This is a genomic window from Pseudomonas sp. PH1b (assembly GCF_000633395.1).
Taxonomy (GTDB): domain Bacteria; phylum Pseudomonadota; class Gammaproteobacteria; order Pseudomonadales; family Pseudomonadaceae; genus Aquipseudomonas.
Genome location: NZ_AYMU01000025.1, coordinates 36311 through 49082, shown reverse-complemented (window position 1 = coordinate 49082; position 12772 = coordinate 36311). Strand labels below are relative to the sequence as shown.

Here is a 12772-nt window from a genome sequence, read left to right as displayed (position 1 = left end):
TGTGTAGCCTCGAACGACCTTTTGTATCCACAGATGGCTGTTGATCTGGCTTGCCGCTTGAAGCTTGCCACTTGCCCCTGCTTCTGAAAAAAAATCCCCCTGTCCAAGCGCCTGCGGATAGGGGACGCAGGCACCTGGAAAGGGGGGAGCACAAAGGTCTTGCTAGCACGACTCCCTGCTTTTACTTGCAGCTTGCCGCTTGAAGCTTACGGCTGCTCTTGCTTGAAACTTGCCGCTGTTACTGAGCTATGGTCTTCACCGAAACGCCACGCTCCACCGGAGTAGAGCGCCCGTAGATATCCTCAAACCGCTCGATGTCGTCTTCGCCCAGGTAGCTGCCCGATTGCACTTCGATGATCTCCAGCGGGATCTTCCCGGGGTTGCGCAGGCGGTGCACCGAGGCAATCGGGATGTAGGTGGACTGGTTCTCGGTGAGCAGGAACACGTTCTCGTCACAGGTGACTTCGGCGGTGCCGCTGACCACGATCCAGTGTTCGGCGCGGTGGTGGTGCATCTGCAGGGACAGGCAGGCCCCCGGCTTGACCGAGATGTGCTTGACCTGGAAGCGTCCGCCCATGTCCACCGAGTCGTAGGAACCCCACGGTCGGTAGACCTCGCAGTGGTTCTGGGTCTCGCTGCGGCCCTGTTCGTTGAGGGTGTTGACCATCTGTTTGACCCCTTGGACCTTGTCCTTGTGGGCAATCATCATGGCGTCCTTGGTTTCGACGACGACGATGTTCTCCAGGCCGATCACCGACACCAGTTTGCCGTTGCCATGGATCATGCAGTTCTTGCTGTCCTGGATCACCACGTCGCCTTTGCTGACGTTGCCGTTGGCGTCTTTTTCATGCACGTCCCACAGCGACGACCAGCAGCCCACGTCGCTCCAGCCGGCGGTCAGCGGGACTACGCAGGCGCGTTGGGTCTTTTCCATCACCGCGTAGTCGATGGAGTTGTCCGGGCAGCAGGCGAAGGTGGCGGCGTCGACGTCCACGGTGTCCGGGTCCTGCTGGCTGCGTTCCAGGGTCAAGAGGCAGGTGTCGTAGATGTCCGGATCGTGTTTCTTCAGCTCTTCGAGGAAGCGGCTGGCGCGGAACAGGAACATGCCGCTGTTCCAGAAGTAGCCGCCGGCCTGGACGAACTCGGTGGCGCGTTTTTCGTCGGGCTTTTCAACGAAGTGCGAGACCCGGCTGACCCCCTCCGGGAGCAGGGCGTCGTGGCTGGACTTGATGTAGCCGTAGCCGGTTTCCGCTTTGGTCGCCGGTACGCCGAACAGCACCATTTCGCCGCGCTCGGCGGCCACGGTGGCCAGGGCCAGGGCCCGTTGCAGGGCTTTCTGGTCGTCGAGGACGTGGTCGGCGGGCAGCACTAGCATCAGTTCGTCGCGGCCTTCGTTGACCAGCATCATCGCGGTCAGGGCCACGGCGGGCGCGGTGTTGCGGCCGAAAGGTTCCATGAGGATGCGCTGGGATTCGAGGTTGCGGTTGGCCAACTGCTCGTTGACGATAAAGCGGTGGTCCTTGTTGCAGACCACGATGGGGGTGTCCATGCCTTCGAACACCAGGCGCTCCAGGGTCTGCTGGAACAGCGTATGTTCGCCGGTCAGGGCGAGGAACTGCTTGGGGAATTGCTTGCGCGAAAGCGGCCAAAGACGTGAGCCGCTACCACCTGACAAGATCACCGGAATCATGTTGTTACTCCTTCAAACATCGTATGGGTTAGAGCTACTGCGTTCTGTCGTTTCACTCTTGTTTTTGTTGCGTGCCCGGATGCGTTGCCTGCCCCCTGTAGGAGCCGGCTTGCCGGCGAAGGGGCCTTTGAGCCTTGTGTCGGGCTTGAGGACGCCTTCGCTGGCAAGCCAGCTCCTACGAGAGGCGGGTGCGGCGCGCATCCGGAAATTCGTTAGCGGGTGGAGACGGGGCGCTTGACCCACACCGGCGACAGGCTGCTGCCGTTGCCGGTGACGTAGAGCACCGCCGCTTCGCCGCGTTCCAGGGCCACGGGCTTGAGGTCGCTGACCTTTTTCTCGCCGTCATACAGGGCGAAGCTGACCTTCACCGGGTTGATTTCGCGCTCGCCGCGGCCCTTGGCCGCCACGGCCTTGACCACGTCGGTCTTGCCGTCGGCGGTCTTCAGGGTCAGGGCCTGGTCGCTGAGGTTCTGCACCCGTACCAGGGACTTCTGCTTGTTCTTGAACGGCGGCTCTTCGATCAGCTGTGGCTGGCCGCTGGCGTTGTTGACCAGGGTGTAATAGTGGTCGGCCGCGAGTTTCACCGGCACGCTCTGGCTGCCCACCTTGGCGGTGTAGTCGCCGCCGGGCATGAAGCTGAAGTCGCTGCTGGCCAGGGGCGCGACGTCGTTGACGTTGGTGCTGCCCACCGTGGCGCTGACTTCGCTGTTGCTGGCGTTGTACAGGCGCACGAAGGTCGAGCCCTTGGGCGCGGTGGGGCCGTACAGCGCGGCATCGCCACCGGCGAAGGCGGGCAGGGACAGGACGCTCATGCCGGCAGCCAGGGTGATTGCCTTGGCGAGACGACGTGGAGTGATAGTGAAAGTCATGGGTGTCACCTCTCTTTTCAGTTTTGTGCCCGGTCGGGCGTCTCGGATTTGTTGAGTGCAACGGTCTGTTGGCGAGCACCGGCTTGCTTGAGCTCTGCGACCCACTGCGGGTCGGCGTCGCCGATTTCGTTGTTCACAGGCAGATAGCGTTCAGGGAATTCCCAGATCAGCACCTGGGGCGGGTTGTTCTTGAAGTCGTCGCTTTTCAGGTAGCTGAGCATCGGCAGGATCGGCCCGTGGCCGTCTTCGGCGTAGCTCAGCACGTCGCTGTGCAGGGCCTGTTTCAGGGCACCGACGAAGTTCCAGCTGGGGTTGGCGCTGTAGCTGGTGCCCACCAGGGTCACCGGTACTTCGTGGTCGGCGAACAGTGCGTCGTCGGCGGCCGGCTGTTCGTCGCTGGCCCGGGTCACGCGTTTTTGCAGGGGCTCTTCGGCGGGCATCAGGTTCTCGAACAGCGGGTCCAGGGGCAGGAAGCGCCGCAGGTCGCCCTGGTGCTCCACGGTCTCCTGGGTTTCGGTGACGAAGCGTTGCGGCTGGCCGCTGAGCGGGGTCTTGGCGGCGATGGTCTGGGCCAGTTGCCGGGCGACGACTTCGGCGCCCGCCGGGGTCCAGTGGGTGTCGGTGCGCAGGAACACTTGCTGGCCCTGCTGCTTGGCCTGTTGCAGGGGCCCCAGCAGATCGGGGGCGAGGATCTTGTCGGCGGCGACCCGGGCGTGGAAGTCCTGGTAGAGGTTGGCGTGAATGCGCGCCGGGCGCACCTCGTCCATGTGTTCCGGGTACAGGCGCACCTTGGCCGGAACGATGGCCATCACCAGTTTCACCCCGTGCTCTTTCAAGGTCTGGCGCACGCCTTCCACCAGGGCGTAGTTGCCCTGCAGGTTGAGTTCCTCGTTGACCACCGGGTTGAACTCTTCATCGCTGTACAGCCACTGGTCGCGGCCCAGCACCACCCCCGGGCGGCCTTCGTTGAACAGCTTGAAGTCCAGGGCGGCCCAGAGGTTGGTGCCCAGGCGCTTGATCGGGAACTGGTCGTCGTAGTGGGTTTCCACCGCCTTGGCCCAGCGCCCGTTGAGCACGGTGGCGTCATTGTTGGTGCTGAAGCCGAAGAAGCTGCGCGCCGACCACAGCCCGAGGACCATCAGGGTCACCAGGAACAGCGCGATGTAGAACACACGTAATGAGCGGGTCATGGGCAGATCCCTCAGAACTGGAAGTAAAGGAACGGCGAGAAGCTTTGCGCCGAGAGTTTGAGAATCGAGGCAATGAACAGCAGCAGCACCAGGGCGCGCATGGCGTAGCGCGACCAGTCGGCAGTCCAGTAGGCCGGCGGCACCTGGGCCTCGCGGCCGACGATGTAGCCCGGTTGGTGGATGCTGCCGGGGTTGTCCCCGGGCACCGCCTTGATCAGGCCGGGCTGGGCGCTGGCCGGGCCGTCGGCTGGGCTGTCGACTTCAGGCTTGGCCTTGACCGGCGCCGGGTTGCGGTACAGGTCACGCAGGCCGAAGAACGCCAGGGTGGCGTAGGCCAGGACCAGGGTCGCCACTTGCAGGCCGGTGAGGCTGGCGCGGTTGAGTTCCGACAGCGACCAGTCGCCGAAGCTGAACATGGCGCCATACATGCGGCCTGCCACGTGCAGGTTCTCGGCGCGGAAGATCACCCAGCCCATCACCACCAGCAGGAAGGTCAGGGCCCAGCGCACCGGGTTCAGGCTGCGCGGCGTGGTGTTGATGCCCAGGGCCTTTTCGATGGCCAGCCACATGCCGTGCCAGGCGCCCCAGACGATGTAGGTGAAGTTGGCGCCGTGCCACAGGCCGCCCAGGAGCATGGTCAAGAACAGGTTGCGGTAGGTGATCAGGGTGCCTTTGCGGTTGCCCCCCAGGGTGATGTACAGGTAGTCCCGCAGCCAGGTGGAGAGGCTGATGTGCCAGCGCCGCCAGAACTCGGTGATCGACTGGCTGATGTAGGGCTGCTTGAAGTTTTCCATGAAGCGAAAACCCATCATCAAGCCCAGGCCGATGGCCATGTCGCTGTAGCCGGAGAAGTCGAAGTACAGCTGCGCGGTGTAGGCCAGGGCGCCGAGCCAGGCGTCCCCGGTGGTGGGGTTTTGCAGGGCGAAGCAATGGTCGGCGACCACCGCCAGGGTGTCGGCGATGAACACTTTCTTGATAAAGCCCTGCATGAAGCGGGTGCAGCCTTCGGAGAACTTGTCCAGGGTGTGGGTGCGATTGTTGAACTGGTCCGCCAGGTCGCGAAAGCGCAGCACGGGGCCGGCGATCAGGTGCGGGAAGATCGCCACGAACGCCGCGAAGTCGATCAGGTTGCGGGTGGCCGGGGTGTCGCCGCGGTAGACGTCGATGATGTAGCTGATGGACTCGAAGATGTAGAACGAGATGCCGATCGGCAACAGCACGTGGGTCAGGATGAACGGCTCAAGCCCCATGGAAGTCATGATGGCGTTGATGCTGTCGACGCCGAAGTTGGCGTACTTGAAGTAGCCGAGGATGCACAGGTCCACCGCCACCCCCAGCAGCAGCCAGCGCTGGGCGGGTTTGCTCCTGACCCCGGCGGCGCCGACTTTCAGGCCGATCCAGTAGTTCCACAGGGTGACCCCGGCGAACAGCGCCAGGAAGTCCACGCGCCACCAGGCATAGAACACGTAGCTGGCGATCAGCAGCAGCAGATTGCGATAGCGTTGCCCGCTCAAGTAGTACAAGCCGAGAAAGATCGGCAGGAACAGGAACAGGAACACATTGGATGAGAAAACCATCCCGATCTCTCCATGTTTAACCAATAGTCAGAGGCCGGAGCCCCCCCAAACCCCCCCGTGAAAAACCGGGGAAGCGGTACTGCGTGTAGCGCGCCCTGTGTAGGAGCCGGCTTGCCGGCGAAGGCGTCCTTGGATGTGACGGAGTCCTTGAGGGCCTCTTCGCTGGCAAGCCAGCTCCTACGGTGGGTCGTTTGCGGGTGGTGCTCAGGAACCTTTTTCGTGGGCCGGGTCGTAGACCTTGGTCAGGTCGCCCCCCAGGCGGAAGGTCTTGAACGGCTGCATCTTGTGCTTGCGCTCCAGCACATCCGGGGCGCAGGTGTAGAGGCTGCAGTAGGGTTCCAGCCAGGCGAATTTCGAATCGACCTTGAGGTCGGTCATGTCCTGTTGCTTGCCGTTCTTCTGCTCGAAGGTGTCCGGGTCCTTGACCCCGGCCAGCACCCGTTCGCCCAGGCGCTTGAGGGCGCCGTGGTTTTCCTGGCGCAGGTCCACACCGTTGACCTGGGCGAAGCTGGCGATCATCGCCAGCGGCGGCAGGGCGTAGTTGTGGTAGGCCAGGGCCCGTTGCTGGCGCTTGAGTTCGTTGGGCAAGAAACCGTCGGCGTCGATCTGGTTGGCGCCGACCTTGTATTCCTTCACCGCCCAGTCGAACAGGTCGCGGCGGTTGGTGGCCACGGCGGTAGCCATTACCGACCAGGCGGCCCAGTAGGAGTGGTTGTTGGTCTTGTCCAGGGGCAGGTTGTCCCAGTCGCTGACCACCTGGTCGGCCATCTTGCTGAACCAGGCTTCGATCTTCTGCGCCTGTTCCTGGTGGGTGGCCAGGGGGTGGGAATCGGAGAACTTCAGCCGCAGGTAGGCCGAGGCCATGCTGCCCAGGGCCCATTTGCGCATGGACTTGCCGGTGTGGTTGAAGTCCCTGGACATCAGCGCATCGGCTTGGGCCCAGGCGCTGAGCCAGGCGAGGGTACAGTCCAACTGCTCCGGGCGACCGTCGCGCATGAACTGCATGACCCGCTTGCTGGTGCCGCGTTCGATCTTGGTGATGTCCGCGGTGGTGTCGCGAAAGGCCTGTTCGGACTGCACGTTGAGGGTGGCCCGGGCCTTGTCCGAGCCTTCGTACTTGCTGCGAAACTGCAGGGCGCCGGTGTAGGGCGCCGGCATGGCGTCGCAGCCCTCGCTGTGGTCGCCGCTCTTGAACTTGTCCACCGGGGCGAAATAGCCCTGGGGCGGGCGCAGCGGCGCAGCGGCCTGGGCGCTGCCGGTGACGATGGCCAGCCCCAGCAGGCTGGGGATCAACAAGCGTTTCAAGTCTGTGCTTTGCATGGGAAACCTCATTGCCCGATCTGCGCGGTGCGTTGCTCGGCGCTCGGGAATACGTTGCGTTTGCAAATTTTCGCTTCGACCTTCTGCCCCGCCGTGCCCGCTTCCGGGCCCTGGACTTCGACCGCCAGCAGGTTCTGCGTGGCCCAGTCTTCGTCGGTGCGCAGTTCGAAGGCGAAGCGCCCGTCGGTGTCGGACGTTTCCGGCTTTTCGATCTTGATGTCCTCGTGGCGCCCGTTCATGTACCAGAGGGTGGCTTGCAGGGTTTTCACCGAAGGGTCGGCGAAGCGGATGTCGACCTGATGGCCGCTGTTGCGCAGGTCCAGGTTCTTGCTGTTGACCAGCAGTTCATTCTTGCCGGGCTTGAGGGTGGTGCTGCCGGTCATCTGCGCATCCTTGCCCTCGCAGCCGTTGTCCAGCAGGGCCATCATCTGCCGGTAGATGGTTTCCTGGTCCAGGCGGTACAGCGGCGAAAATTCCCAGATCAGGATCTTCGGTGGGGTCTTCTGGAATTCATCGCTGCCCAGGTACTGCAGCATCGAGCCTTCCAGGCCGCCGCCGGGGAAGGCGACGTTGAGAATGTCGGCACCGATGGCTTCTTCAAGGAAGCCGGCGAAGTTGTAGTTCTTGCCACTGTGGCTGGTGCCCACCAGGGTGATCTGCGGGTTGCCGGAATCACCGAACAGGTCGCCGTCGCCGGCCTCGCCCTTGGGCTCGGTGGTGAACTGGTCCATGTACTGGATGGCGTAGCTGGTGCCGCACAGCTGGCCGGCCATGTTGTGCAGGGTGCCGGTCTTGCCCATGCGCCCGGATTTGCGGGTCTCGAATTCACGCCGTGGAACGTCGGTGAAGGCCGGCAGTTGCTTGACCTTGTCGGCGACGATCTGCGCTGTGCGCTGGGCGCCATAAGGCGTCCAGTGCTGGTCGCCGCGGAAGTAGAAGTCGTGGGCCGGCAGGGTCTCGGGCAGCTGTTCGTTGGTCAGCGGCGAGAGGTCCGGCACCACGTAGCCCATCTGCGCGAAGCGCCCAAGCATGGCCTTGTAGTTGCTCAGGGCCTTGTCGTAGTCGAAGCGGGCTTTTTGTGCCGGGTTGAGCTTGTTGCGGTTCACCAGGCCGCGGGTCGGCTGATAGACCAGCACCAGTTCCACGCCCTTGCTCTTGAAGGCTTGGTGCAGCTGCTTGAGGCGGCGGTAGCCTTCCGGCGTGGTGTTGAACTCGGTGCGCAAATCTTCCTGGGTACGGAACAGCCAGTCGCCCTGGGCTTGCACCAGGGTGGTGAAGTTCTGCTGGTAGCGGGTGACGTAATTCTTCGCGTCGTGGGCGGCCGGGCACAGGTTGCAGCACGGCTCGGCCTTGAAATTTGGCGCGGCGCTTACCTCATCGGCACGGGCGCCGGCGCTGGCGGCGAGAATCCCCGCGGTCAGGGCCGACAGGCCCAGGAGTTTGATCCAGTGTGGGTGCATGACAGTCATCCTCAATCGCGCATTTCGGTCTGGCGTTCGACGGGGTCGATCAACACCGCTTTCTGCTGGCGCACCAGCAGGTCGAGAATTTCATCCTGGCGCTCGCCCAGGACTCCGGAGAAGCTGATGCCGCTGCTTTTGGTCGGCGCCAGCAGGGAGACCCGATACAGCTCCACGCTCAGGGGCGAGTCGATGGACATCGGCCCGCTGCCGTTGGCCGCCAGCTCGCCGCCGACCACGATCAGCGACACCTGGGCGTCGAACGGGTCGAGCTTGATGTCGCGGTCGGTGTCGGACAGGTCCTTGATGTGGCCGTAGACCCCGGTCAGGCCGTTGGCCATGGCGATGTTTTCGTACAGGCGAATGTTCACGCTGTTGCGAATGCGGATGCCGTGGCGGCGGTTGCTGATCACCTTGTTGCCGTAGATCAGGTTGTCGGCACTCTCATAGAGGGTGATGCCGTCGGTGTGGTTGCGGTAGATCTCGTTGTAGGCGATCAGGTTGTTGATGCTGTTGCGGTCGATCACCAGCCCGGAGAGGTGGTTGTCGTAGCTGCGGTTGTTGAAGATGAAGCTGTCGTTCACCTCCCGGGAAATGATGATGCCGTGCTTCTTCTTGGTGCCGTGGACGCTGTTGTCGGCAATGATCAGGCCGTGGGAACGGTCGTGGGGGTCGATGCCGTAGACGATGTTGTCCTTGTAGGTGTTGCCCTTGAGCACGAAGTCCCGGGTCTCGTAGCAGTAGAAGCCGTACCACATGTCCGAGAAGGTCGAGCCGATGATCCAGCCGGTGGGCTCGGGGCGCTTGAGGACCTTGGCCATGTTCGGCGTGTACTGGGAAATACTCACCCCGTAGGACTTGGAGTTGGCGTAGCCGAAGCTGGCCATGGTGCTGTTGACGATGTAGGTCTCGGTGCCGCCCCAGGCCAGCAGGAACGGGCGGAATTCCTTGGGCGAGCGGAAGGTCGCCGGGCCGTTGTCCTTCTCGCGCCAGCCGGTGACTTTGCTGTCACGCACGAACAGCTGGCCGTCGTTGACCAGGAACGAGCCGCCTTCCTGGGACAGGCGCAGCTCCTGGGTCTGCTGGTCGATTTCCAGGATGCCGTGGCGGCCGACGACGATGGGCACGCGCGCCAGGTAGACCCCGGGCGCGGTTTCGCTGATGTACTGCTTGGGCAGCTTGCCCACCAGCTGCTTGAGGTTGACGTAGCCGTCGTCGATGAAGATCGCCTGGGGAATGCCGTGCTGGCGCACCACCCATTCGGCCATCTTGTTGTCGCCGCCGATAAAGTCTTTCAGGGCGTCTTCCTGCATCATCCGGCGCACGCTGATCTTGCCCGGCTTGCTGCGCACGATCTTCGCCGCGGCCGCTTCGGCGGTGTAGCCGGAGAGGTCGGGCAGGGTCGGCTTGGCCAGGGCCAGGGGCTCGGTGGGGGCACTGCTGACGGTGTAGGTCTTGGCCTGTTGCAGCTCCTTGGCGACGATTGGCGCCTTGGCCGCTTCAACGCTGGCGAAGGCGCTGCTGCCGGCCAGCAGCAGGGCGCCGGCCAGCAGGCTCAGGGAGCCTTTGTAGCGCTGGCTGTTGTGGGGGTAGCCATTCATGTCGGGCACTCCTTTGGCGGCTTGCATCAGAAGCGCCAGATCACGTCGATAAAGGCGCGGTGCATGTAGGAGTCGACCTCTTTGCCGTAGGCATCGCCGGGCTTGAACACGCCACCACGAAAACGCACCAGGGCCGAAGGTTCATCGATCGACTGGCTCAGGGCCGCCGGCAACAGGCCTTGCTTGAAGTACTTGGTGACCACCAGGTCCATCTCCTGGCCGAGGTCTTTCTTGCCGTCCATGAGTGGCAGCGAGGTGCTGCTGAGCAGGGCGCCGGTGGTGTCGTCGTAGTTGTTGTCCACAGCGTTGATGCCGTTGCTGCCTACCGGCTTGTTGCCGTCCACGCGCCAGAACTTGTGGTAGACCAGGCTGGCGTCGTAGTCCTCGCGCAGTTGCCAGGAGCCGAACAGGGTGGCGGTCTGGGTGTTGTTCATTTCGCCCCGGAAGGCTTCGCCGAAGCGGTGCACCCGGGAGCGGGTGCCGGTGTAGTTGGAACGGTTGCTTTGCAGGCCGTTCTGTTCGTACTCGGCGCTGGCCCGGGCATAGGCCGCGCCCACTTGCCAGTTCGGGTCCAGGCGCAGGCGCACCCCCAGGTCGGTGGCCCAGCCGTCGAGGTTGTCACCGCGCTTGGCTTGGGTCGGGCGGCTGCCGTCGGCGTTCAGCGGGTTGACCGTGTCGCGGTCGCCGCGCATGCCGGTGAGGCTGGCCCAGTAGTTGACGGTATTGGTGTTGCGCCAGTTATAGGCGTCGCTGTTGGCTTCCAGGCCGAGCCAGGTCAGGTCGCCGTTCTGTTTCTTGTCCAGCGGGTCGCTGGCCACCCCGGGCTCGGCATAGTCGAGCTTGCCGTCGTCGTGGCTGTGGTGGGCGCGGATGCCCACCCACTGGCCGGGCGTCCACTGGTAGGCGGCGTCGGCGTACAGGTGCAGGCGATCCTTGTCCTTGGGCGCCAGTTCCTTGAGGTCGGTGCGGTATTCGCTGAAGCGCTCGGCGGCCCCCAGGTTGGCCCGCAGCAGGGTGGTGTCGAAGGTCCAGTTGAGGGCTTCGATATTGGTGTCGCGCCATTGCCCGTCATCGTTGCGCAGGCGCTGGCGACCGAACTTCAACTGCTCGCCGGGGTAGGCGGTGAAGCCGCTGTAGCCGACCCAGAATTCGCGCATGGCCAGGTAGTTCTTCTTGGTCTTGCGGTCGTCGTTGCTGGATTGCTGGCTGGCGTCATCGCTGGACTGTTGCAGGGTGTCGGTTTCGATCACGTCAGTGGAGGTCACCGCCTGGCCCATGGCGTAGGCGCTCCAGTTGCCGCTTTCGCCGTAGACCCAGGGCCGCAGGTCGAGGCCGATGCCGTTGACGTCGCCACCGCCTTGGGTGCCGAGGTCGCGATCGTCCTCGGACTGGCCGGTGATCTTCACTTCCAGGCCGAAGTTCTTGGTGTCGGTGAGGGCGGCCAGGGTCGGGTTGGACCAGATCATGGCAACACCCAGGGCCATGCCCAGTTTCGACAGGCTGAAGCGCTTGCCTGCGGCAGCGGCTACAGGGGCGGTGTTGAATGGGGTGAGCTTCATAGGGATTCCTCGCCGTCTTCTTCCTGCAGGGCGTGCAGTTGCAGCGTGTTCTGGGTCAGGGCGCCACGTACCGCCTGCTCCTGTTGCAGCAGGCGCTGGGCTTCGGCGCGCTGGCCGGGGGGCAGTTGTTGATCCAGCTGCTGGGCCAGTTCGTTGGCCTGGGGCGTGTCCTGGGTCTTGGCCAGCTGGCTGAAGACGTAGGCGTTGACCGGGTTGGGCGCGGTGCCGCGGCCCTGGGAAAACAGCTGGGCAATGGCGAAGTCGGCGCTGTTCTGGCCGTTGCGGGCGGCGGTCAGCAGGTGGTCCAGGGCTTTTTGCGGATAGACCTGGCCCAGGTAGCCACGGCGGTAGATCTGCCCCAGGTAGTAATCGGCGGCCACTTCCTTGCCCACGGCTTTCTGGAAGTGTGCTTCGGCGACCTTGGCGTCGGCCGGGACCCACTTGCCTTCGTAGTACAGCTTGCCCAGCAGCAGCTCGGCCCGGGGCTGGTCGGCGGCACGGCCGTTCTCCAGGTACTCCATCATCTTGTCGACGTCACCCAGCTCGGGGAAGTCGTAGAGCAGTTGCGCCAGGCTGACCCAGGACGCCGGGTAGCCGGGGGCGACCTGTTCCAGCAGGGCCTGGGCGGTTTTTTCGTCGGGCTTGCCGAGGCTGGCATCCCCCAGCACCCGGGCCACGCTGTCGACCCGCTGGGCGCTGATGGCGCCGCGGCTATAGCCGGCCTGCAACTGCTTGATCAACTCGGCCTGCTGCTCCGGTTGGCCGCGTTTCTGGTAGACGGTGGCCAGTTCGACGTAGCAGATGTCGGTGCTGTTGAGGGCGGCCTTGCAGATGCTTTCCACCTGGTCCAGGTGCTGGTCGTAGGTGCCCTGGGTGCGGTACAGCAGGACCTGGGCCAGACCGGCTTCCGGGTAGCCGGCGGCGCGCCATTGGCTGATCTGCCGCTGGGCGTCGACGTTGGGGAAGCTGTGGGGGTATTGCAGGTACAGCATCGCCAGGGGGATCAGGGTGTTGCCTTCGCCATTGGCAAAGGCTTTTTTCAGCAGGCCCTCGGCTTCGTGCTGCTCGGCTTCGGTGGAGCCGGGCTTGGCCACCAGCAGCCGACCCAGGCGCGCCTGGGCACGGGGTGAGGTGTCGGCCGCGGCGCGGTAGGTGGCCTCGGCCTGCTTGATCTGCGCCGGGTCGCGGCTTTCCACCTGGATGTCGGCCAGGCCCACTTGCGCTTCGCTGTAGCCCAGGTCTGCCAGCTGGCGGTAGTTCTGCTGGGCCAGGGCGGTGTCGCCGCGCTTCAGGGCTTCGTTGGCCAGGCGCTGGTCCGGCAGGCCGGCGCAACCGGCCAGGCTCACGGCCAGCGCCAGGGAGCACAGGGCCAGATGGCGACGGCCTGGGGCGCTTTCGCGAGCAAGCTCGCTCCTACGGGGGGCGGCGTTGCTTGGGTAGGAGCGAGCTTGCTCGCGTTCGAGTGCGCGGCACTCGCCAATCAAAAGGCTAGTCACAGGCATGTCC

General features: G+C 64.1%; 9 protein-coding genes. All 9 read right to left on the bottom strand.

The genetic code is table 11. The features are described from left to right. Positions 1-238: 238 nt before the first annotated feature. Complete coding sequence (locus U873_RS0129325) at positions 239-1690, bottom strand: mannose-1-phosphate guanylyltransferase/mannose-6-phosphate isomerase (protein WP_025131638.1); 1452 nt, start codon at positions 1688-1690, stop codon at positions 239-241. A gap of 212 nt (positions 1691-1902) precedes the next feature. Beyond that, positions 1903-2559 (bottom strand): alginate O-acetyltransferase AlgF, encoded by a 657-nt coding sequence (locus tag U873_RS0129320; RefSeq protein ID WP_025131637.1) that lies wholly within the window; start codon positions 2557-2559, stop codon positions 1903-1905. Between the two features lie 17 nt (positions 2560-2576). Beyond that, positions 2577-3749 carry an alginate O-acetyltransferase gene (locus tag U873_RS0129315; protein WP_025131636.1) on the bottom strand — a complete coding sequence of 391 codons (1173 nt, stop codon included), beginning with the start codon at positions 3747-3749 and terminating at the stop codon, positions 2577-2579. Between the two features lie 11 nt (positions 3750-3760). Further along, positions 3761-5326, bottom strand: a complete 1566-nt coding sequence (locus tag U873_RS0129310) for an MBOAT family protein (RefSeq protein ID WP_025131635.1) — start codon at positions 5324-5326, stop codon at positions 3761-3763. Between the two features lie 204 nt (positions 5327-5530). After that, positions 5531-6646 carry a mannuronate-specific alginate lyase gene (locus tag U873_RS0129305; protein WP_025131634.1) on the bottom strand — a complete coding sequence of 372 codons (1116 nt, stop codon included), beginning with the start codon at positions 6644-6646 and terminating at the stop codon, positions 5531-5533. Between the two features lie 8 nt (positions 6647-6654). Further along, positions 6655-8106 (bottom strand): alginate O-acetyltransferase, encoded by a 1452-nt coding sequence (locus tag U873_RS0129300; protein ID WP_025131633.1) that lies wholly within the window; start codon positions 8104-8106, stop codon positions 6655-6657. Positions 8107-8117: 11 nt separating this feature from the next. Beyond that, positions 8118-9707 (bottom strand): mannuronan 5-epimerase AlgG, encoded by a 1590-nt coding sequence (gene algG, locus U873_RS0129295; RefSeq protein ID WP_025131632.1) that lies wholly within the window; start codon positions 9705-9707, stop codon positions 8118-8120. 26 nt (positions 9708-9733) lie between these two features. Next, entirely contained in the window at positions 9734-11266 is a 1533-nt protein-coding gene (locus tag U873_RS0129290) for an alginate export family protein (RefSeq protein ID WP_025131631.1), read from the bottom strand. Then, complete coding sequence (gene algK, locus U873_RS0129285) at positions 11263-12768, bottom strand: alginate biosynthesis TPR repeat lipoprotein AlgK (RefSeq protein ID WP_025131630.1); 1506 nt, start codon at positions 12766-12768, stop codon at positions 11263-11265. Before algK ends, U873_RS0129290 begins: the two co-directional genes overlap by 4 nt. Positions 12769-12772: the final 4 nt, after the last annotated feature.